Origin of the sequence: Alistipes sp., assembly GCF_048465575.1 — a bacterium.
Classification (GTDB): domain Bacteria; phylum Bacteroidota; class Bacteroidia; order Bacteroidales; family Rikenellaceae; genus Alistipes.
In genome coordinates, this window is sequence record NZ_DBFWLG010000042.1 from 137,507 (window position 1) to 159,668 (window position 22,162).

Genomic DNA, 22,162 nt, shown 5'->3' on the forward strand with positions numbered 1-22,162 from the left:
GGAAGCGGCTCATTCGTTACTCGCGGATAGCCGCTACGCCCGGCAGGTCGCCGAACTCGATGTATTCCAGGAGCGCGCCGCCGCCCGTGGAGATGTACGACACCTGATCGGCCAGCCCGAACTTGTTGATGCAGGCCACCGAGTCGCCGCCGCCGATCAGCGAGAAAGCGCCGTTCTTCGTCGCCTCGGCGATGGCCAGCGCCACCTCCTTGGAGCCGGTTGCGAACTTGTCGATCTCGAACACGCCCACCGGACCGTTCCAGAGGATCGTCTTGCAGCCGAGGATGTGGTCGCGGAACGCCTTTTTGCCCTCGGAACCGATGTCGAGGCCCTCCCAGCCGGCGGGAATGTCGTTGGCCGGAGCCTCCTTGGTATTGGCGTCGGCCGAGAATGCGTCGGCGATCAGCGCGTCGGGCGACATGACCAGCTCGACCCCTTTCTCCCTGGCCAGCGCGAGGATTTCCAAGGCTACGGGGAACATGTCCGGTTCGCAGATCGAATCGCCGACCTTGCCGCCCTGCGCGGCCGCGAACGTGTAGGTCATGCCGCCGCCGATGATGATCGAATCGACCTTTTCGATCAGCGCCTTGATCACGCCGATCTTCGAGGAGACTTTCGAGCCGCCGATGATGGCGCAGAACGGATGGGCCGGGGCCTGCATCAGGGTCGAGATGGCCTTGACCTCTTTCTCCATCAGGTAGCCGAACATCTTGTCGTTGGGGAAGCACTTGGCGATCAGGTAGGTGGAGGCGTGCTTGCGGTGCGCCGTGCCGAATGCGTCGTTGATGTAGCAGTCGGCCAGCGAGGCGAGCTTCTTGACAAACTCCTTTTGCGAACCCTCCTTGAGCGCTTTCTTGGCGGCCTCTTTCTCCTCCTTGGTGGCGTCCTCTTTCAGACCGCGCGGTTTGCCCTCCTCCTCGGCGTAGAAACGCAGGTTCTCGAGCAGCATCACCTCGCCGGACTTGAGAGCGGCGGCCATTTCGGCGGCTTTTCCGCCGATGCAGTCGCCGGCGAAGAGCACCTTGGTGCCGAGGTTTTTCTCGATGGCCGGAACGATCTGCTCGAGCGAGTATTTGGGATCGGGGTTCTTCTTGGGGCGTCCCATGTGCGACATGAGGATCACCGAACCGCCCTCGTCGAGCACCTTTCGGATGGTGGGGATGGCGGCGCGGATGCGGGTGTCGTCCGTCACCTCTCCCTTTTCGTTGAGGGGTACGTTGAAATCCACGCGGATGATGGCGCGCTTGCCCTTGAAATCGTAGTTGTCGATCGAAATCATAGCTCTTTGATTTTTAGTTATTTTGTTGAATTCGAATTTTCCGCCACAAATTTACGAAAATATTTCGACATGGTGTTATTCGCCTAACAGTTTTTACCACTCCCGGGCGAGCGGCACCCGGCGCGCGAGCTCCTCGAACTGGCGCCCCGCGACGCAGAGCCACACGGTGAGCGGCTCGCCGCCCTCCTCGGCGGGGAGGGTCAGTTGGGCGAAGCGCTTTCCCGTACGGCGCAGCCTCGCCTCCCTGCGTGCGCCCAGCCGCTGCGGAGCCGTGTCGCCTCCGTCGTCCTCCCAGTCGCGCTGGACGAGGACGATGCAGTCGCGCGTGAAAGCGACGAAGAGCCAGAAAACGCTGCGGGGCGAGAAATCGTCGCTCATGCTGCCGTTGAGCATCATCCGGTGCTCCACGGCCTGCCCCGTCACCTCCGCGATGGCACGGCACACGGCGGGTTCGGCCCGCTTCCAGGCCCGGCCGTTTCCCAGGTCGCGGCGCAGGGCCAAGAGGGCGGCGACGAGCGCAAAGATTCCGACCGCACCGCACAGGACGAGCATCAGTATTTGTACCGCACCCACTTGAGCAACTCCTTGAACGTGGGTTTCTTGCCGTACATGAAGATACCCACGCGGTAGATTTTCGCGGCGAACCACACCATCCCCGCGAACGAGGCGTAAAGGATCACGAGCGATAGCACGATTTCCCACAGCGGAATGCCGTAGGGGATGCGGGCCATCATCACCACGGGCGAGGTCAGGGGGATCATCGAGAACCAGAATGCCAGCTGCGAATCGGGATCCTGCATGACGGTCATCATCACCAGCAGCGCCAGGATGATCGGAATGGTGATGGGCGTCTGCAACTGCTGCGCGTCCTGGATGCTGTCAACGGCAGAACCCACGGCGGCGAACATGGCCGAATAGAGCAGGTAGCCGCCCAGTACAAACAGGAGGAGGAAGCCGAAGAGCTGGACGATGTAGCCCACGTCGGTCACGGCGGCCACGGCTTGCAGCATCTCGGGGCTCATGCCCGCGACGGCGGCGGCATCGGGCACTCCCTGCTGCATGGCCTGGGCGCTTTGCAGGACATCTGCGGGCATCAGCTGGGGAATGACGAGCGCCCCGACGCCGCAGATCAACAGGCCCCAGATCACCACCTGCACCACGGCGACCGAGGCCACGCCCAGAATCTTGCCGAGCATCAGGTCGAAAGGCCGCACCGAGGAGACCATCACCTCGAGCACGCGGTTGTTCTTCTCCTCGATCACCGACTGCATGACCATCGAGCCGTAGATCAACAGAAACATGTAAAGGATCATCCCAAGCACGAACCCCGCGGCCGTGGCGATCACCGACGAGCGGGCGTGCGACTCCTCCTCCTGCGACTCGTCGTTGCGGAAGGTCTGCATCGTGACGCGGGTCTTCACCTCGGAGAGGATCTGCTGGAGGTTGTCGATGTCGTAGGCGCGCAATTTTTCGGCTTCGAGGATGCGCTCGATCTGTCCGGTGATGTTCTCCTCGAGCGTGAGCGAGGAGGAGGAGTTGGCGTAGAGCTTGACATTCGCGGGGTTTTCGAGGATGTCGCCGCCGATGTAGAGCACCCCGAAATCGTCGGTGAGCTGCTTGCGGGCCTCGTCGGTCGAAAGGTCTGTCTGTCGGAACCGAACCTGCCCGTCGCTTTCGAGCCGCGGGGCCACCAGGCCGCTCTCGTCGATCACGGCGATCCGCTTCACGTCGCCGCGCGAGTAGCGCATGATGAGGGCCGGGGCGGCCATCAGGCCGATCATCAGCACGGGCATCAAAAGCGTGGTGATGATGAACGATTTTTTGCGGACGCGCTCGTTGAATTCGCGCCGGACGATAAGGAAGATGTTGGACATGACGGTAAAATTAGGAATTGAGAATTAAAAAATGATCCGAATGAAGGTGTTGGGTTCTCGATTTTTTAATTCTTAATTTTTCATTTTTAATTCGAAAGCGTGCCGTTTACGGCCCGGATGAAAATATCGTTCATCGAGGGGATGATCTCGCGGAACGAGCGCAGCTGGACGGCGTCGTTGACCAGAGCGATCACCTCCCGCACGGCGGCCGGGTCCGTGATGCGAAGCCTGAGCGTGTGGTAGGAAGCCTGCTCCTCGGAGCCGGGGAGGATTTCGCAGCGGCTTCCGAGGAGCCGGCGCAGCGCCGCGGCATCGCCGCGGCAGGCGATTTCGAAGATGTCGGAACCGTGGCGGCGGCGGATGTCGTCCACGCGGCCCGAGAGGATGTTGTGCGAGCGGTCGATCAGCGTGATGTGGTCGCAGATCTCCTCCACGGACGACATGTTGTGCGTCGAGAAGATGATCGTGGCGCCCTGGTCCCTCAGCCGCAGAATCTCCTCCTTGAGGATGTTGGCGTTGATGGGGTCGAAGCCCGAGAAAGGCTCGTCGAAGATCAGCAGTTCGGGCTCGTGCAGCACCGTGACGATAAACTGCACTTTCTGGGCCATGCCTTTCGAGAGCTCCTCGACTTTCTTGTCCCACCACCCCTCGATACCGAAGCGGACGAACCACTGCTTGAGCCGCCGGACGGCTTCGCGGCGCGAAAGGCCCTTGAGGCGGGCGAAGAAGAGGGCCTGCTCGCCCACTTTCATCTTCTTGTAGAGGCCCCGCTCTTCGGGCAGGTAGCCGATGCGGTAGATGTCCGCGGGGGCGATCGGGCGGCCGTCGAACAGCACGCGGCCGCTGTCGGGCGCCGTGATGCGGTTGATGATGCGGATCAGGGTGGTCTTGCCGGCGCCGTTGGGGCCCAGCAGTCCGTAGACCGAGCCGCGCGGAATGGCCAGCGAGACGTCGTCCAGCGCCGTGTGGTTGGCGTAACGCTTGGAAACGTGTTCAGCGGTGAGTAAATCCATGTCGCAACAAATTGGGTTTATCGGTTCGTTGTGGCGACAAATATAGGAACAAATTTTGAATATCAAAAAATATTTATCGTTTTTCGATAAATTCAAGCAAAAAAAAGCGGAGTCCTTTTCGTGGACCTCGCTTCGGGTGCTTGTGCGCAGCGCTACATCCACTCCACGTGGGCGGCGTCGCGGAAGAGCAGGTCGAGCGGGCGTACCAGCGAGGCGGCGTCCGCCGCGAAGAGGAACCGCACCTTGTCGACGGGCACCGTGAGGTAGACCGTCGAGGGGTAGCCGCCGATCGCGTCCACCTTGTCCAGAAGCGACCAGACGAAGATTTCGAACGGCATCTGTCCGGGCAGCAGTGTCAGCCCCGGAAAGTCGGTCTCGTAGCTGCGCGAGGAGGTGTCGGCCGGATGGGGCTTGAAGAAAATGTCGTACCCGTCGCCGTACCGCTCGACGATGCGGGCCACGTAGTCGCGCTGGATTTGCTCGCTGGCGGCCGAGGAGTGGCTGGTGCCGATGACGACGAGGTTTTTCTTGTCCGAGCTGTCGAACAGTGCCGCGAAACGGTCGTAGTCGAAGCCGGCCATGCGGTAGAACTGCTGCCGCGCGGACTGGGGAAGCGCCGAGAGCATGGCGTAGGGCTGCACGCTTTCGGTCTCCATCTGGGCGATCTTCTCCGCGAGGAACCCCTCGCGGGGTGCGAGCAGCGCTTCGTCCTGCAAGACGAGCCGGTAGCCGGGGCGGGTCGCAAGGGCGTAGGCCCAGGTCGGGGAGTCGAGGTCGGCCATCCCCGCACGGCTTGCGGGGAAGCGGCCGCCGTGGTCCCAGTCGAGGGCTTCAACCTCGGAGGCGTAACGCTCCCAGTTCGTCCGGGCGGTGGCCGGGTCGCCGAAATAGTCGTAGAAATTGTTGTAGGTCGCCGTGCCGTCGGAGAGCAGCGAAACTTTCACGCGCGAGGGGTCGATTCCCTGGGCCACGAACCAGTCGTAGCCGATGCGGCAGCGCAGGTCGTCTACATAGAGTCCGAACGTGGCCGTGGGGTCGGAGTTGTCGATTTCGCGGATGCGGCGCCTGAGGTCGGCCGCCACGCGGTCGATGTCGGCGTCGGTGGCGTTGGCCGTTGGGTCGGCGGCCCTAAGGACCGTGGCACAGGCCGGGAAAGCGGCCGGATCGAACGTCTGCGAACGGCCGTAAAAGACCCAGGAGGGCTTGTCCGCGGAGAGCAGATAGAGCCCGGCATAGAGCGTGGGCAGCGTGCCGAACGTGACGTAGAAATTGTAGTCGGTCTCGTCGTAGCCGGCCTGCGCGCCGCTCTGCGCGATGCGCAGCGAGGCGATTGCATCGCCCGTGGCGAAAGTCACCACGGTGCTGCGGGCCGCGCCCGGGTTGGCGTCCAGAGCCAGCTCGACGGTCGTCACACCCGCCTCGCCGCTATCGGGCGTGCAGGCGATCCAGCCGCTTCCGGCCGCGCGGGTGATGCGCCACGGCCCGGTGGAGGCGACCGTCAGCGTGCCGCTGCGGGAGAGGGCATCGAGCGAGAGGGAGCTTTCGCCGCCGTTGACCACGATTTTCGAGGGGTTCTCCTCCTCCGTACAGGCTGCGCCTCCGGCTGCAAGGGCGAGGAGCGCAGCGAACAGAATCCATTTTTTCATCTTCGCGTCTTTATACGCTTAGAGAACGGAAAAACGGCCGATTTACTGCGTAGGAGAGCAAAAAAAGACCGCAAGGTGTTCCCTGCGGCTTTATGACGTGCATCGTGCGGAGCCTCAGCCCCGCTTTTTTTTCATGCGCTCGAGGTGATCGATCAGCCCCAGCCGGAACGCCTCGCGGCGCGCACGCAGGTTGAGCCGCCACCCGTCCCAGCGGGTGTAGCGCTCGCGCTTCTCGGGGTAGATGTCGGGGATGGTGACGAGAATCCCCGTCTCCTCGACGCCGCCGAAATCGGGGTTCGAAACGGTGTCGAAGACCCGCATGGTGGGCGAGAGGTTCATGTAGGCGTTGATGAGCGGGGGGATGTTCTCGTTGAACTCGCGGACCTTCTGGATCAGGATGCGGTAGTTTTCCTGGTAGTTCGCGCCGGTGAACAACTGCTCGTAGTAAGGGTCGTCCAGATCGAGCGTCAGCGGGTGGATGCCCTCCACGAGCCCCTCGCGGTCGGGGAAATAGCGGCGCAGGAACCAGATCAGGGCGTTGCGCGCCACGGCCTTGTAGGTGGTGTACATGGTCACCTTGCCGAAGAGGTAGCGCGCCTCTGGGTTCAGCACGATCAGCGCCCCCAGCCCGTCCCAGAGGTTGTCCAAGGCATAGATGCTCTTGGCGTTGGCGCGCGCCTGGTAGGCCCGCTGCACGAACGAACGGCCCAGTTCGATGGTCCGGGGGAGGTATTTGCGGCGGAATTTCTCGCTGAAGCGGAAATAGTGCTCGGTCGAGAGGTGGCGGGGGTGGGACGAGGTGCAGACGATGAAGCGGTAGCCGCCGACGATCTCGTGGGCTGCGGGGTCCCAGACGATCAGCTGGTAGTAGCCGTCGCCCGCCAGGTCCTCCTCGTCGATGTCCACCTCCTGCCCCGTGCCGCCTCCGGCGCCGCGGAACGCCTCCTCGCGCAGCCGCCCGATTTCGCGCATGAGGGCGGGACACTCCGCGGCTGAAAAGATGTAGATTTCGTTCCCGGCCTTGTTCGTGTCGCGGGCCTTGCGCTCGGGCGTCAACTCCCCGAGGAGCAGGTCGCGCTCCACGGGCGGCAGGATGGGTTTCGGGGTTTTCTGTTGCATTGCGTCTGCAAAAATACCGTTTTTACCCGTTAATCGGCGATTCGCACAGCCTTTTTTCCAAAAAATAAGTCTTTCTGCGTACCTCCTCGGCCTGTTCGCGCAGCGAACCGAACCCTTGCAGGTCGGCCACGGCGATGGGTTCGCCCACCACGATGCGGAAATGCTTGCCCTTTTGCGAGAACATTTCGTGGGGCAGCCACAGCATCTCGATGTTGAATTTGATGCGCAGCCCTTTGCGGATGCGGTCGACGTTGTAGAAGAAATCGGACAGCCGCCCCTCGACGAACACCGGCACGATCTCGCGCTGCGACTGGTAGGCTTTCTTCAGAAAACTGGTCTTCCACTCCGTGTCGGTGATGCGGCCCTCGATGCGGCGCGAACAGAGCCCCGCCGGGAACGTCAGGATCGGCAGCTCGCCGAAGAACTCCTCGTCGAACTTGCGGGCGTAGTGGAGGTTCTGCGTGCCGTGCTTGTTGACCGGAATCCACAGCGGGCGCAGCGGTTCGACGTGCATCAAGAGGTCGTTGACCACCACGCGGGCGTCGCCGAAGCGGTCTATCAGCTTGTCGGCGAGCATCATGCCGTCCATGCCGCCGAACGGGTGGTTCGCCACGAAGAGGTAGCGGCCCCGCGGATCGAGCCGTTCGAGCCCCTCGACCGCGTAGGTGATGCCCCAGTCGCGGAAGCAGGCGCGGACGAACTCCTGCGGCGGCAGGTTCCAGTAATTGCGGAGGATGTGGTTGATGTCGGCTTCGTGCACCGTGCGGCGCAGCCAGGCGAGGACGAACCCGGGGACCCAGCGGGCCGCGCCGGGCGCTTTCTCCCGCAACACCGCTCCGATGTCTATTTCAGGCATAGTACGGTTCGAAAAATTATATCCGCAAATATAGATATTCTTTTTTGAAAAATCCCTAACTTTACCCCCAAATCGGCCCTTGTCCGCAATGAATATGACACAAAATCCTACCGCATACCATACGCCCGTACTGCTGGAAGAGTCTGTGGGGCTGCTCGGTATCGACCCCGCGGGCACCTACGCCGACCTTACGTTCGGCGGCGGGGGCCACTCGCGCCGCATCCTCGCGTCCCTGGGACCCGAAGGGCGGCTCTTCGGCTTCGATCAGGACCCCGACGCCCTGGCCAACCGGCCCGACGACGCGCGCTTCGTCTTCGTGGAGAGCAATTTCCGCTTTCTCAGGGGTGCGCTGCGCCTCCGGGGCGTCGAGGAGGTGGACGGCATACTGGCCGACCTGGGCGTCTCGTCACACCATTTCGACACCGTAGAACGGGGATTCTCGTTCCGCGGCGACGCCCCGCTCGACATGCGCATGAACCAGCGGGGCCGCGTGACGGCCGCCGAGGTGGTGAACGGCTACCCGGCCGACGAACTGACCCGCATTTTGGGCGACTGGGGCGAGGTCGATACGCCGTGGAAAGCGGCCAACTGCATCGTCCGCGCCCGCCAGGCCGCCCCGATCGACACCACGGTCCGGCTGGTCGAGGCCGTCGCGCCCTGCACCCCGAAAAAGGACGAGGCCAAATTCCTGACCAAGCTCTTCCAGGCCCTGCGCATCGAGGTCAACGGCGAGATGGAGGCGCTCAAGATGGCGCTGGAGCAGAGCCTAAAAGTTCTCAAACCCGGCGGGCGGCTGGTGGTGATCTCCTACCACTCGCTCGAAGACCGGCTGGTCAAGAATTTCCTGCGTAGCGGCAATTTCTCGGGTCGGGTCGAAAAGGATTTCTACGGCCGGTCCCAGACGCCTTTCGAACTGCTGACCCGCAAGGCCGTGGTCCCCTCGCCCGAAGAGCTCGAGCGTAACCCCCGTTCGCGCTCGGCCAAACTCCGGGCTGCCGTAAAACTGTAACTGCATGCTCCGAGACCACGAATTCGACCCCCTGACCCCCGAAGAGGAGACGCGCCGCCGCGAGGAGGAGGAGTTCTCGCGCCGCGTGCGGCGCGAGGTGCTGCGCATCGAGCGGGGCGAGGCCGACGAGGAGATCCGCGACGATCTGGAACGCGAGGCCGAGGAGCGGGCCGAAGCCGAGGAGCGCGCGCGGCGCGAACGCCGCCGCCGGTCGAGCACGCTGTGGCAGCTCGTCTCGGGCACGATCCTCGTGCGCGAGGGCGTGTCGCGCTACTACCCCTATATGCTTACCATCGCGGGCATGTTCTTTCTGAGCATCGTGGTGATGTTCTGGGCCCTGCACCTCGACATGCGCTACACGCGCCTCGAGCGCGAGGTGCAGAAGCTGCGCGAACGGTCGATCCGGCTCGAGCAGCAGCGCTACCGCCGCACGACCCACTCGGCCGTCCTGGAGGAGCTGCGCCGCCGCGGCATCGAACTCTACGACCCGCTCGCGCCGGGCGAGGTGATCGAAAACTAAGCGTCATGAAACGAGAGCGTTCGAAGATCAAAAGCGATATTCTGCTGCGCGTGAGGCTGCTCTACGTGCTCTTCTTCCTGGCCGCCGCCGTCGTGCTGGCACGGCTGGTGTGGGTGCAGCTCTTCAGTTCGGAGGTAGCCTACAACGCCCGGCGGCTCGAAAGCCGCATCTTCACCGAGGAGGTCATACCCGCCCAGCGGGGCAGCATCCTCGCGCGCGGAGGCGAACCGCTGGCCGCCTCGATCTTCCGCTACCAGCCCCTGTTCGATTTCGCCGCGCCGGGGCTCGACTCCCTGAAGACTTTCCACGAGCAGGCCGACTCACTCGCCAAATTGCTGGCGGCGTTCTTCGGCGACCGCCCCGCCTCGGAATACAGCCGCCGCATGCGGCAGGAGCACGCGCGCCGCTACCGCCTGGTCAACCCGCGCGACACCACGCTGCGCAACTCCGAGGGGTGGTTCCCGCGCCTGATGGACCGCCTGCGGGGCGAGGAGTTCACCACGCGCCGCATCTACGACACCATCCGCGACCACACGCCCGTCGGGATCTTCCCCCGCGAGGTGGATTACGCCGAGTGGGAGACGCTGCGCCGCTACCCGCTGCTGAACTGGAACATGGGCATGGTCTACCGCCTCTCGGAGCGCGACCAGCGCATCTACCCCCAGGGCGAACTGGGCCGCCGCACGATCGGGCTGACGGGCGACCGGGGCAACTACGGCATCGAGGCGGCCTACCGCGACGAGCTGGCCGGACGCGACGGCAAGGCGGTCCGCCAGCGCATCGCCCGCGGCTTCTACGGCCGCGTAGCGGGGGGCCACGAGGACCCCGTGGACGGGCTGAACGTGGTCACGACCCTCGATCTGGACTTGCAGGACGTCGCCGACAAGGCGCTCCGCCGCCAGCTGGCGGCCCAAAACGCCACGTGGGGCACCACGATCGTCATGGAGGTTGCGACGGGCGAGATTCTGGCTTTGGTCAATTTGGGCCGCACGGCCGACGGCAGCTACATCGAGCGCGAGAACTACGCCTTGGGGCGCAGCATGGAGCCGGGATCGACGTTCAAGCTGGCCACGATGCTGGCGCTTTTGGACGACGCCGGCATGTCGCCCGAGGTGACCTACGACACCCACAACGGCGACCCGGTGACGGTCGGTCCGGCCCGCAATATCCGCGACTCGCACCGCGGGGACAAAGTGATCGATTTCCGCCGCGCCGTGGCTTCGTCGTCGAACGTCTACTTTGCCAAGGCGGTCTGGGACCGCTACGGGATCACGGGCAAAAAACAGCAATACAGCGATTTTTTGCACAACGAGCTGCGGCTGGGCCAGACCGTCGGGCTGGAGCAGCTGGGCGAACGCGCACCGTCGATCACCACGGACTGGAAAGTTCCCGACCCGGGTGTGATGCTCGTCAAGATGGCTTACGGCTACCGCGTGCAGCTGGCGCCGATCCAGATGATTACCTTTTACAACGCAATCGCCAACGGCGGGCGGATGATCTCTCCGGTGCTGGTGCGCGAGCTCAGACGCGGCGACGAGGTCGAGGAGCGATTCGAATGCGAGACGCTTAAAAGTTCGATCTGCTCGCGGTCGACGCTCGAGGAGGTGCGGCGCTGCCTCGAAGCGGTGGCTTCGACGGGAACGGCAAGCGCCTTTTTCCGCGACACGCTGCGCCTGCGGGTTGCGGCCAAGACCGGCACGGCGCAGATCACCTCGGGCGAAAAAGGGCGCTACCTGGGTTCGATGGCGGCCTATTTCCCGGCCGACAATCCGCGCTACACCGTTCTGACCTCGATCGAAACCCGCGCGCAGCCCGGAAAGGCCTACTACGGCGGGCCGCTCGCCGGGCCCGTGGTCAAACGCCTGGTCGACTACATCTACGCCCGCAGCCACGACTGGTACGGCCGCGTCGAGACCGACGGCCCGCGCCGCTACCCCGACCGCATCAAGGGCGGTGCCATCGCCCAGGTGCGCCGCGTGGCCGACCGGCTCTCGCCCCGCGTCTCGTTCGACCGCCGCACGGGCTGGGGCCGCACGCGGGTGGACAGCCTCTCGCGGGTCGAGATAGCGGGTCTCGCGGACGAACCGGGCACGATGCCCGACGTACGGGGCATGGGCCTCAAGGATGCCCTCTTCGTGCTCGAAAGCCACGGCCTCGCGGTCCGCTTTACGGGCCAGGGGGCCGTCGTACAACAAAGCATCGCCGCCGGAACGCGCATCGCGCCGGGCTCGGCGGTCACGATAACACTCAGATAGATGAAAACGCTTTCCCGACTTTTGGAAAATACCCCCTGCGGGGAGTTGCACGGGCCGGCCGACGTGCCGGTCACGGCGCTCACGTTCGATTCGCGCACGGCGGGACCCGGAACATGCTTCTTCGCTGTGCGAGGCACGGCGGCCGACGGCCACCGCTTCATCCCCGCGGCCCTCGACCGGGGCGCCGCGGCCGTGGTCTGCGAGGAACTGCCCGCAGCGCTGCGGCCCGGCGTGGCCTATGTCGTCGTGCCCGACAGCCACGCCGCGCTGGCCGACCTTTCGGCGGCTTTCTACGACCACCCCTCCCGCGAGCTGAAGCTCGTGGGCGTGACGGGCACCAACGGCAAGACCACCACCGCCACGCTCCTCTACGACCTGGTGCGCGCGCTGGGCTACCGGGCCGGGCTGATCTCAACGGTGGTCTACCTCGTCGACGGCCGCGAAGAGGAAGCCACGCACACCACCCCCGATCCGATCCGGCTCAACGCCCTGCTGCGCGAAATGGCCGACGCCGGGTGCGCCTATTGCTTCATGGAGTGCTCGTCGCACGCCATCGCCCAGGACCGCATCCGGGGGCTCCGCTTCGCGGGCGGCATCTTCACCAACCTCACGCACGACCACCTCGACTACCACAAGACCTTCGCCGAGTACCTCCGGGCCAAGAAGCGCTTTTTCGACGCCCTGCCCCCGACGGCGTTCGCGCTGGTGAACATCGACGACCGCAACGGCCGGGTGATGGTGCAGAACACCGCGGCCGAGGTGAGCACCTGCTCGCTGCGGGCCCCGGCCGATTTCCGCTGCCGGATCGTAGAGACGCACCTCGACGGGATGCTGCTGCGCATCGGGCAGGACGAGGTGTGGGTCCCGCTCACCGGACGGTTCAACGCCGCCAACCTGCTCTCCGTCTACGGAGCCGCCGTGCTGCTGGGGCTCGACCGCCGCGAGGTGCTGCGTCTGATGAGCACGCTGCGTCCCGTGAGCGGGCGGTTCGAGGTGATCCGCGCCGCCGACGGCACGACAGCCGTGGTCGACTACGCCCACACGCCCGACGCGCTGGAGAACGTGCTGCGGACCATCGAAGAGCTGCGCACCCCGTCCCGGCAGCTCGTGGTCGTGTGCGGCTGCGGCGGCAACCGCGACCGCACCAAGCGCCCCGAAATGGCCGCCATCGCCGTCCGGTACGCCTCAACGGCGATCTTCACGGCGGACAACCCCCGCCACGAATCCCCCGAGGCGATCCTCGACGAGATGACCGCGGGGCTGGACCCCGCGGCGCGGTGCCTCAGGATCGCCGACCGCGCCGAGGCGATCCGCACGGCCGTGATGCTGGCCCGCCCGGGCGACCTGCTGCTCGTGGCCGGCAAGGGACACGAAACCTACCAGATCGTCGGGGACGAGAAACAGCATTTCGACGACAGGGAGGAGGTCCGAAAAAATTTCGAATTCCGCCATGAAAAATTAAAAATCAAGAATTAAAAATGGTGAAATACGTATAATCACCCCAAATCTGAATGCCCCGAATTCTTAATTTTTAATTCTTAATTCTTAATTAACTTATGCTGTACCATCTTTTCCGCTACCTCGACGAGGCCTACGACCTGCCCGGCTCGGGCATGTTCCAGTATATTTCGTTCCGCGCGGCGGCGGCCATCATCCTGGCCCTGTTGATCGTCATCATCTTCGGCCGCCCGATCATCGACTTTCTGCGCCGCCGGCAGATCGGCGAGGAGATCCGCGACCTGGGGCTCGACGGCCAGCTCTGCAAGCGCGGCACGCCGACCATGGGCGGGGTCATCATCCTGCTGGCTATTCTGGTCCCCACGCTCCTGTTCGGGCGGCTGGACAACGTCTACGTCCAGCTGATGCTCGTCTCGACCGTGTGGCTGGGGCTCATCGGCGGGCTGGACGACTACATCAAGGTGTTCCGACACCGGAAAGAGGGGCTCAAGGGGCGTTTCAAGATCGTCGGACAGGTCGGTCTGGGCATTATCGTCGGCACGACCATGTGGCTCTCGCCCGACATCGTGGTGCGCGAGAAATCGACACGCCCCGTCGAGACGCAGTATGTCGATGCGGACGGCACCGTCGTCGAACGCGTCCAGCGCAACGTGCTGCTCAGCTCCGAGGCGGTCAAGACAACCCAGACCACCATTCCGTTCATCAAGGACAACGAGTTCGACTACGGCTGGCTCACGGGCGGAAACACGCCGCTGACGTGGCTGCTCTACGTCGTGGTGGCGATTCTGGTCGTAACGGCCGTATCGAACGGCGCCAACCTCACGGACGGCCTCGACGGCCTGGCCACGGGGGTCTCGGTGCCGATCGTCGCGGTGCTGGGCGCCCTGGCCTACCTCTCGGGACATATCGTCTACGCCGACTACCTCAACATCATGTACATCCCGCTGAGCGGCGAACTGGTGGTCTTCGCCGCCGCGCTCGTGGGTGCGCTGGTGGGCTTTCTGTGGTACAACTCCTTTCCGGCGCAGATATTCATGGGCGACACGGGGTCGCTCTCGATCGGGGGCATCATCGCCGTCTTCGCGCTCTGCATCCGCAAGGAGCTGCTGCTGCCGCTGCTGTGCGGGGTTTTTCTGGTCGAAAGCTGCTCGGTGATGCTGCAAGTGAGCTGGTTCAAATACACCAAACGCCGCTACGGCGAGGGCCGGCGCATCCTCCTGATGTCGCCCATGCACCACCACTATCAGAAGAAAGGGCTGTTCGAAACCAAGATCGTCTCCCGCTTCTGGATCATCTCGCTGCTGCTGGCGGCCATTACGCTCGTAACGCTCAAGATACGCTAAAATACGTCGCCCTCGGGCGGCGGCAGTCCGGCCACCCAGGGCGGAGGAGTGTAAAATCGAGAGCGCACAACCGGCTTGAAAGCGGAAAGACCGTCTGCCGCCCTCAGAACGGGCGTCTTACGCCTGCCGCTGTCAGTGGCCTGCAAAAAGGCGGAATGTGATAAGCAGCACGGACTGCTTCGGAAAATTAAGAATTTTGAATTGTGCATTATGAATTGTGAATCCTCGGTCCGCCCCCGGCGGCGGAACAAACTCATCGTCGTGCTGGGCGGCGGAATCAGCGGCTACGGCTCGGCGATCCTGGCCCGCAAGGAGGGCTTCGACGTCCTGCTTTCGGACAGCGGCCGCATCGCCGACCGCTACCGCGAGCGGCTCGACGAGTGGCAGGTGCCCTACGAGGAGGGCGGCCACTCGATGGAGCGCATCCTCGCGGCCGCGGAGGTGGTCAAGTCGCCCGGCATTCCCGAAACGGCGCCCGTGGTGCGGGCCATCCGCGAGCGAGGCATTCCGGTGATTTCGGAGATCGAGTTCGCGGGCCGCTACATGGGCCGGGCCAAATGTATCTGCATCACCGGATCGAACGGCAAGACGACAACGACCTCGATGATCCACCGCATCCTTTCCGAAGCGGGCTACAACGTCGCCCTCGGGGGGAATATCGGCGAGAGCTTCGCCTGGTCGGTGGCCACGGGCAACTACGACTGGTACGTGCTGGAGCTGAGTTCGTTTCAGCTGGACGGCATGTACCGTTTCCGTGCGCACATCGGCGTTTTGACGAACATCACCCCCGACCACCTCGACCGCTACGACCATTCGTTTGCCAACTATGCGGCGGCCAAAATGCGCATTACGCAGAACCAGACCTCGCGCGACTGGTTCATCTGCTCGGGCGACGACGAGGCGATCTGGGAGCAGCTGCCGAAATACGACCTCAGGGCCCGCCTGCTGCCATTCGCAGCCCGGAACGCCGTGGCCGGCTCGGAGGGCGACGCATTCCTCATGGACGGCGTCTTCACCGCCTCGGCGGGCAAGGCGTCCGTCGAGATCGACACCGCAAAGATGCGGGTCGGCGGCTTGCACAACGCCTACAACGCCATGGCGGCTGCGCTGGCGGCCCTTGCGGCGGGAGTCGACCCCGACCAGATCCGCCGCTCGCTCTACGCTTTCGCACCCGTCGCGCACCGGCTCGAACCGGTGGCCGAGAAGCACGGCGTCGTGTGGATCAACGACTCGAAAGCCACCAACGTCGATTCGGTGTGGTACGCCCTCGAAAGCATGAAACGCCCCGTGGTTTGGATCGCCGGAGGTACGGACAAGGGCAACGACTACGGCCCGCTGAAAGCGTTTGCCCGCCAGAAAGTCCACACGCTCGTCTGCATGGGTGTGGACAACGCCAAGCTGGTGCGCGAGTTCTCGGGCGTGGTGCCCGAGGTCGTCTCGACCGGCTCGCTCGACGAGGCCCTCGCGGCGGCCCGTTCGGCGGCGCGGCCGGGCGACGCCGTGCTGCTCTCGCCCGCCTGCGCCAGTTTCGACCTCTTCCGCAACTACGAGGAGCGCGGCGAGCAGTTCCGCCGCTGGGTGATGGAAAACGCATAGGACCATGGAGCGGGACGAACAATACGCAGCATATGGCGAAGACGACCAGGCGGCCCGAACGGCACGCGACGCCGCGACGGCGCGACGGCGGGAGGCCGACCCCTTTACGGGAGGCGAGGCAAACGGGGAGTCCGGCGACTCCGGGAGCGATTCCGGCAGCGAAAACAACCCGGAAAAACCCCGCCTGCGTCTGTTCAACGGCGACCGCGTGCTGTGGATCATCATCACCGCACTGGCCGTGATCTCGGTGCTGGTGGTCTACTCCTCGACGGCCAAGATGGCCTACGACGCCCACACGGCCCGCACGACGGCCCATTTCCTGCGCCAGCAGGTGATGATCCTCGTGGTGAGCCTCGTCATCATGGTCGCCGTGCAGAAGATCGACTGCCGCATATACAACTATTTCGCCCGGCCCGTCTACCTCCTCTCGGTGCTCGCCACCGTGGCAGTCTATTTCATCGGCGCCACGACCAACGGAGCGGCGCGCTGGATTCCGCTCGGTCCATTCCAGTTCCAGCCCTCCGAGGCGCTCAAGGTCGCCACGGTGCTCTTTCTGGCCCAGCAGCTGGCCGCGCGGCAGTCGCGGATCGACAAGATACGCATCGTCCCCTCGCTGAAGTTCTGGAGCTGGCGCCGCTCGGCCGCCCAGCGCAAGATCTGGCGCGAGGGCACGTGGCCCATCCTGATGCCCGTCGTCGCGGCGTGTGCGGTGATCTTCCCGGCGCACACCTCCTCGGCCGTGCTGGTCTTTCTGGCTTCGTGGGTGATGATGCTCATCGGGCGGGTGCGCTTCGGCGAACTGCTGAAGCTCCTCGGACTGGCCGCCGCGGGTATCGTCGTCATCATGACCCTCAACCTGGGCCGCAGCGAGACCGCCGAGGGGCGCGTCTCGACCTGGATACACCTCTGGACCCGCTCGCAGACCGAAAAACCCATCGAGCACCTTACGGACACCGAGCGGTCGATGATCGCCATCTACAACGGCGGCATCCTCGGCCAGGGGGCCGGACAGAGCGCCATGCGCGTGGAGATGATCCATCCCGAGAGCGACTATGCCTACGCCTTTTTCGTCGAGGAGTACGGCATTATTCTCTCCGTGGCGCTGCTGATGCTCTACCTCTGGATCTTCTTCCGGGCCATCGAGATATTCCGGCGCTGCGGGACGGCCTTTCCGGGGCTGCTGGTGCTGGGGTTGGCACTGCTCATCACGTGCCAGGCCCTGCTGCATATCATGGTCACGGTGAATCTCATTCCCGAGACGGGCCAGACCCTGCCGCTCATTTCGCGCGGCGGCTCGTCGGTGCTCTTCACGACCATCGCCCTGGGGATGATCCTCAGCGTTAGCCGCCAGAACGACGAGCAGTCGCACGAACGGCCCCGCGGCGAGACGCTCTATGAGCGGTGATCGCGGCACGAAGCGTGTCCGAATAATCAGAAAATATAAATTTGAATTGCATGGACCCCATTCGACTGGACAAATACCTTTGGGCCGTGCGGGTTTTCAAGACCCGCAGCGACGCCGCGGAGGCCATCCGCAACAACAAGGTGACGGTGAACGACGCCACGGTCAAACCCTCGCGCGAGGTGCGGATCGGCGACCGGATCGCGGTGCGCCGCCAGCAGGTGACCTACTCCTACCGGGTGCTCGAACTGGTTTCGAGCCGCCAGCCGGCCAAGAACGTCCCCCTCTACTGCCTCGACATCACCCCGCAGGAGGAGCTGGACAAACTCAACGTCCCGCGCGAAACGCTCTTCATCCTGCGCGACCGCGGCACGGGCCGCCCCACCAAGAAAGAGCGCCGCGTGCTGGACGAGATGATGGAGGAGTTGCGCGACTGAATATTTTTAGGGATAGCGAACGCACAATTTCCGCCGTGTCGCGGTTCTCAAGGGCTTTTGCCGCCGCTTATTTTTTATTGAAGAAATTCATCGTCCGCTCGCAGCCTATGGCGACGAACGACCGGATGGCATCGCCGAAAAGCGTGAGCCGTTCGGGCAAGGCCCGCAGCTCCTCGTCCGACCAGCGGCCCAGGACGTACTCGACCTGATGCCCTTTGGGAAAGTCGCCGCCGATGCCGAAACGCAGACGCGCGTATTCCTCGGTCGAGAGCAGTTCCGTGATACTCTTCAGCCCGTTGTGTCCCCCGGCGCTCCCTTTGGGCCTGAGGCGCAGTGTGCCGAACGGCAGGGCGATGTCGTCCGAGACGACGAGCAGGTTTTCGTGCGGGATCTTCTCCGCCTCCATCCAGTAGCGCACGGCTTTCCCCGACAGATTCATGTAGGTCGAAGGCTTGAGCAGCACGAGCGTGCGTCCCTTGTATTTCAGCTGGGCCACGTCGCCGTAACGGACCGTGGTAAAAACAGTGTTGGACGCCTCTGCCAAGGCGTCCAACACGGCGAATCCGATGTTGTGTCGGGTCCCGGCGTATTCGGTGCCGATGTTGCCCAGACCAACAATGAGGTATTTCATACGTCGCTCGTTTATTTGGCGGCAGCGTCGGCGGCGCCGCGCGAAGCACGGGTCACACGGACGGCGCAGACGGCCGTCGTAGCCGGCGTGATGAATTTGAGGTTTTCGAACTGGAGATCGCCTACGAAAATGGTCTTGCCGACACCCAACTCGGTCACGTCGACGACCAGTTCGTCGGGCAGGTTCTCGGCCAGCGCGCTCACGGTCAGTTTACGTGCCGAAAGGGTCAGCTTGCCGCCGACTTTCACACCCTCGGCGTTCCCCGAAAGGCGTACCGGAATGGCGATCGAAACGGGTTTTCCGTCGACAACCCGGAAGAAATCGAGGTGCAGGATCTGCTCGCGGATGGGGTGGAACTGCGCTTCGCGCAGCACGGCTTTCTCGGTCCTGCCGCCGAAATCGAGCTCGACGATGTAGGAGTTAGGGGTGTAGATCAGGGATTTGATCTCGCGGGGGTCGACCGAGAAGCTGACCGTCTCGCCGTTGCCGCACAATACGCAGGGGATCATCTCCTGGCGGCGGACCGCCTTTGCTGCCTTTTTGCCGAACTCCTTGCGCTCGACGGCTTTTACAGAGATTGTTTTCATGGTAAAAATTTGTTTTATAAGTGTTACCTCGGGCGGTTCTCAACGCGGCCTCTGCGGACCGCATCCCATTTCCGCCTGTTTCGGGGGCAAAGGTAGGAAAAAATGAAGAATTAAGAATTAAAAATTAAAAATTAATGCGTCGGACCTGGATTGAGGAGCCAGCCCCATCCTAATTTTTAACTCTTAATTTTTCATTTTTAATTTTTGTTTCGCAGGTGCTTCTCCCACGCCCAGGCCGAAACGAGGGTCTCGTCGAGCGACCGCTCGGCCCGCCAGCCCAGTTCGGTGTTGGCCCGGGTCGGGTCGGCCCAGATGGCGATGATGTCGCCCGGGCGCCGATCGGCAATGCGGTAGTTGAGTTTCACGCCGTTGACCTCTTCGAACCGGCGGACCAGTTCGAGCACCGAGACGCCGCGTCCCGTACCGATATTGAAGACCTCGTAGGGCTGCTTGTTCCGGTTTTCGACCATGCGGCCGATGGCGGCCACGTGGGCCCGGGCCAGGTCCACCACGTCGATGTAGTCGCGGATGCACGACCCGTCGGGGGTCGGGTAGTCGTCTCCGTAAACCGAGAGGCATTCGCGGATGCCGGCGGCCGTCTGCGTGATGTAGGGCACCAGGTTCTGCGGCACGCCGCGCGGCAGTTCGCCGATCAGGGCCGAGGGGTGGGCGCCGATGGGATTGAAATAGCGCAGGGCGATCCCTTTCAGCCCCTCGCAAGCCGCAATCGCGTCGCGCAGCATATCCTCCGAAATCTGCTTGGTATTGCCGTAGGGCGAGGCGGCGGGCTTGCGGGGCGTCTGTTCGGTCACGGGCTGCTTGTCCGGCTCGCCGTAGACCGTACACGACGAGGAGAAGACGATGTTCGGCCGGCCGAATTCGCGCATCAGGTCGATCACGTTCATGAACGAAAGGAGGTTGTTGCGGTAGTACTCCATCGGCTTTGCGACCGACTCGCCCACGGCTTTCGAGGCAGCGAAATGGATCACCGAGTCGAACGCGTACTCGTCGAAGACCTTGCGCAGCGCTTCGCGGTCGCAGCAGTCGACCTCGACGAACGGAATCCGGGCACCCGTAATCCGGCGCACGCCCTCGACGGCCGAGAGGTCGCTGTTCGACAAGTTGTCCGCGATGACCACGTCGTAACCGGCCGCGACGAGTTCGACGGTCGTATGCGAGCCGATGTAACCGGCTCCGCCGCTGACCAAAACACACGATTTTTTCATTGTTCGGATTTTTATGTTGAGTTGCAAATATAGCGATAAAAATCGGTTTTAACCGAATTTTTCGCAGCCTGTTCGCGCCGCGCGGATAACAGATCGTAACCTCCTGTCGGAAAAAATCACGCGGAAAGTGGCTGTTTTCGGAAATAAATCGTATATTTGCTAACAGATTGACACATCCAAGCTGGAAATTCATCAAAAAATTAACGAAATATGTATACGAAAATCAAAGCGCACCTGCAACACGAGCTTCAGGAGATCGAAGCCGCGGGACTTTACAAGCGGGAGCGGATCATCACCTCGCCCCAACGGGCCGAGATCGAGGTCGGCGGACGCAAAGTACTGAATTTTTGTGCCAACAACTACCTGGGACTGTCGGATAATCCGCGGCTGATCGAAGCCGCGAAGCGCGCGATGGACGCCCGCGGTTACGGCATGTCGTCCGTGCGGTTCATCTGCGGCTGCCAGGACCTGCACAAGGAGCTGGAAAAAGCTATCGCCGACTATTTCGGCACCGAGGACACGATCCTCTACGCCGCCTGCTTCGACGCCAACGGCGGGGTCTTCGAACCGCTCTTCACCGAGGAGGACGCTATCATCTCCGACGCGCTGAACCACGCCTCGATCATCGACGGCGTCCGTTTGTGCAAGGCCGTGCGCTACCGCTACGCCAACGCCGACATGAACGACCTGGAGGAGTGTCTGAAAAAGGCGCAGGCACAGCGCTTCCGCATCATCTGCACCGACGGCGTATTTTCGATGGACGGCAACGCCGCGCCGCTGGACAAAATCTGCGCGCTGGCCGAAAAGTACGACGCCCTGGTCATGGTGGACGAGTGCCACTCGGCGGGTGTGCTGGGCCGCACGGGCCGCGGCATCACCGAACTCTATGACCTCAGGGGTCAGGTGGAGATTCTGACCGGCACGCTGGGCAAGGCGTTCGGCGGCGCCGTGGGCGGCTTCACGACGGGCCGCCGCGAGATCATCGAGATGCTGCGCCAGCGTTCGCGTCCCTACCTCTTCTCCAACTCGCTGCCGCCCGCCGTGGTCGGCGCCGGGATCGAGACGTTCCGGATGCTCACCGAGAGCCACGAGTTGCACGACCGCCTGGTGGCCAACGTCGCCCATTTCCGCGAAGGGATGCTCTCCGCTGGCTTCGACATCAAACCCACCCAGTCGGCCATCTGCGCCGTGATGCTCTACGACGCGCGCCTCTCGCAGGAGTTCGCCGCCAAGCTCCAGGACGAGGGCGTCTTCGTCACGGGATTCTACTACCCCGTGGTCCCCAAGGGCCAGGCGCGTATCCGCGTGCAGGTCTCGGCAGGCCACACCGTCGAACAACTCGACCGCTGCATCGCCGCTTTCACGAAAGTAGGAAAAAAAATCGACGTCATCAAATAATACCCGAAAAATGGCTAAAAACACACTGGACTCCATCGACCGCAAGATACTCCGTTTCCTTATCAAGAACGCCCGCATGCCCTTTCTGGAGATCGCCCGCGAATGCAACATCTCGGGCGCAGCCATCCACCAGCGCATCCGCAAGCTCGACGAGTCGGGCGTGATCCGCGGGTCGCGCCTCATTGTCGACCCCAAGATGATGGGGTTCGACGTCTGCGCCCACATCAGCATCACGCTCAAGGACCCGCAGCTGCTCAAACAAACCATCGAGCAGCTCAAAGAGATTCCCGAGATCGTCGAGGCGCATTTCATCACGGGCAAGGGCAATATCCTGGTCAAACTCTACTGCGTGGACAACGAGCACCTGATGCGCACCATCTTCGACGGCATCCTGCGCATCCAGGGCATCGCCACCACCGAGACCAACATCTCGTTGCAGGAGGCTTTCCAGCGGCAGGTGAACATCGATTTTATCGAGGAGTGATTCCCGATTTGTAAGCGGCGATTTCCGCA

At 63.2% G+C, this 22,162-nt stretch carries 20 protein-coding genes; 10 read left to right on the forward strand and 10 right to left on the reverse strand.

Features of this window, described 5'->3' with window-relative positions:
- Window positions 1-16 precede the first annotated feature (16 nt).
- From ACMQ11_RS11530 to ACMQ11_RS11560, 7 genes are all read right to left on the reverse strand, one after another.
- Complete coding sequence (locus tag ACMQ11_RS11530) at window positions 17-1,279, reverse strand: phosphoglycerate kinase (protein WP_418992923.1); 1,263 nt, start codon at window positions 1,277-1,279, stop codon at window positions 17-19.
- Window positions 1,280-1,372: 93 nt separating this feature from the next.
- Window positions 1,373-1,831, reverse strand: a complete 459-nt coding sequence (locus tag ACMQ11_RS11535; protein WP_418992924.1) for a hypothetical protein — start codon at window positions 1,829-1,831, stop codon at window positions 1,373-1,375.
- The gene (locus ACMQ11_RS11540) at window positions 1,831-3,153 is read right to left on the reverse strand and encodes an ABC transporter permease (protein ID WP_418992925.1); all 1,323 of its coding nucleotides are present in this window, start codon (window positions 3,151-3,153) and stop codon (window positions 1,831-1,833) included. Before ACMQ11_RS11540 ends, ACMQ11_RS11535 begins: the two co-directional genes overlap by 1 nt.
- Before the next feature lie 86 nt (window positions 3,154-3,239).
- The gene (locus ACMQ11_RS11545) at window positions 3,240-4,166 is read right to left on the reverse strand and encodes an ABC transporter ATP-binding protein (protein WP_418992926.1); all 927 of its coding nucleotides are present in this window, start codon (window positions 4,164-4,166) and stop codon (window positions 3,240-3,242) included.
- Window positions 4,167-4,318: 152 nt separating this feature from the next.
- Entirely contained in the window at window positions 4,319-5,812 is a 1,494-nt protein-coding gene (locus ACMQ11_RS11550) for a BACON domain-containing protein (RefSeq protein WP_418992927.1), read from the reverse strand.
- 114 nt (window positions 5,813-5,926) lie between these two features.
- Entirely contained in the window at window positions 5,927-6,931 is a 1,005-nt protein-coding gene (locus ACMQ11_RS11555; RefSeq protein WP_418992928.1) for a GNAT family N-acetyltransferase, read from the reverse strand.
- A 22-nt stretch (window positions 6,932-6,953) separates the two neighbouring features.
- The gene (locus ACMQ11_RS11560; RefSeq protein WP_418992929.1) at window positions 6,954-7,787 is read right to left on the reverse strand and encodes an acyltransferase; all 834 of its coding nucleotides are present in this window, start codon (window positions 7,785-7,787) and stop codon (window positions 6,954-6,956) included.
- A gap of 94 nt (window positions 7,788-7,881) precedes the next feature.
- Here ACMQ11_RS11560 and rsmH point away from each other — a divergent pair, with 94 nt between their 5' ends.
- The 8 genes from rsmH to ACMQ11_RS11600 all read left to right on the forward strand — a co-directional run bounded on the left by rsmH (window position 7,882) and on the right by ACMQ11_RS11600 (window position 17,807).
- Window positions 7,882-8,796, forward strand: coding sequence for a 16S rRNA (cytosine(1402)-N(4))-methyltransferase RsmH (rsmH, locus tag ACMQ11_RS11565; protein WP_418993037.1), 915 nt, complete (start codon window positions 7,882-7,884; stop codon window positions 8,794-8,796).
- Window positions 8,797-8,800: 4 nt separating this feature from the next.
- Complete coding sequence (locus ACMQ11_RS11570) at window positions 8,801-9,316, forward strand: FtsL-like putative cell division protein (protein ID WP_418992930.1); 516 nt, start codon at window positions 8,801-8,803, stop codon at window positions 9,314-9,316.
- 5 nt (window positions 9,317-9,321) lie between these two features.
- Window positions 9,322-11,571 (forward strand): penicillin-binding protein, encoded by a 2,250-nt coding sequence (locus tag ACMQ11_RS11575; RefSeq protein ID WP_418992931.1) that lies wholly within the window; start codon window positions 9,322-9,324, stop codon window positions 11,569-11,571.
- The gene (locus ACMQ11_RS11580) at window positions 11,572-13,047 is read left to right on the forward strand and encodes a UDP-N-acetylmuramoyl-L-alanyl-D-glutamate--2,6-diaminopimelate ligase (protein ID WP_418992932.1); all 1,476 of its coding nucleotides are present in this window, start codon (window positions 11,572-11,574) and stop codon (window positions 13,045-13,047) included.
- An 80-nt stretch (window positions 13,048-13,127) separates the two neighbouring features.
- A complete protein-coding gene (mraY, locus tag ACMQ11_RS11585; RefSeq protein WP_418992933.1) occupies window positions 13,128-14,372 on the forward strand; it encodes a phospho-N-acetylmuramoyl-pentapeptide-transferase in 1,245 nt (414 codons plus the stop codon).
- 210 nt (window positions 14,373-14,582) lie between these two features.
- Entirely contained in the window at window positions 14,583-15,968 is a 1,386-nt protein-coding gene (gene murD / locus ACMQ11_RS11590; protein ID WP_418992934.1) for a UDP-N-acetylmuramoyl-L-alanine--D-glutamate ligase, read from the forward strand.
- A 4-nt stretch (window positions 15,969-15,972) separates the two neighbouring features.
- The gene (locus tag ACMQ11_RS11595; RefSeq protein WP_418992935.1) at window positions 15,973-17,373 is read left to right on the forward strand and encodes an FtsW/RodA/SpoVE family cell cycle protein; all 1,401 of its coding nucleotides are present in this window, start codon (window positions 15,973-15,975) and stop codon (window positions 17,371-17,373) included.
- A 50-nt stretch (window positions 17,374-17,423) separates the two neighbouring features.
- On the forward strand, window positions 17,424-17,807 hold the full coding sequence (locus ACMQ11_RS11600; RefSeq protein WP_418992936.1) for an RNA-binding S4 domain-containing protein: 384 nt from the start codon (window positions 17,424-17,426) through the stop codon (window positions 17,805-17,807).
- A gap of 67 nt (window positions 17,808-17,874) precedes the next feature.
- Here ACMQ11_RS11600 and pth read toward each other — a convergent pair whose 3' ends face one another.
- The 3 genes from pth to galE form a co-directional block, all read right to left on the reverse strand.
- Window positions 17,875-18,438, reverse strand: a complete 564-nt coding sequence (pth, locus tag ACMQ11_RS11605) for an aminoacyl-tRNA hydrolase (protein ID WP_418992937.1) — start codon at window positions 18,436-18,438, stop codon at window positions 17,875-17,877.
- 11 nt (window positions 18,439-18,449) lie between these two features.
- On the reverse strand, window positions 18,450-19,025 hold the full coding sequence (locus ACMQ11_RS11610) for a 50S ribosomal protein L25/general stress protein Ctc (protein ID WP_418992938.1): 576 nt from the start codon (window positions 19,023-19,025) through the stop codon (window positions 18,450-18,452).
- 197 nt (window positions 19,026-19,222) lie between these two features.
- The gene (galE, locus tag ACMQ11_RS11615; protein ID WP_418992939.1) at window positions 19,223-20,251 is read right to left on the reverse strand and encodes a UDP-glucose 4-epimerase GalE; all 1,029 of its coding nucleotides are present in this window, start codon (window positions 20,249-20,251) and stop codon (window positions 19,223-19,225) included.
- A gap of 210 nt (window positions 20,252-20,461) precedes the next feature.
- Here galE and kbl point away from each other — a divergent pair, with 210 nt between their 5' ends.
- Entirely contained in the window at window positions 20,462-21,649 is a 1,188-nt protein-coding gene (kbl, locus tag ACMQ11_RS11620; protein ID WP_418992940.1) for a glycine C-acetyltransferase, read from the forward strand.
- 10 nt (window positions 21,650-21,659) lie between these two features.
- On the forward strand, window positions 21,660-22,133 hold the full coding sequence (locus tag ACMQ11_RS11625; RefSeq protein ID WP_418992941.1) for an Lrp/AsnC family transcriptional regulator: 474 nt from the start codon (window positions 21,660-21,662) through the stop codon (window positions 22,131-22,133).
- The last annotated feature ends 29 nt before the right edge of the window (window positions 22,134-22,162 follow it).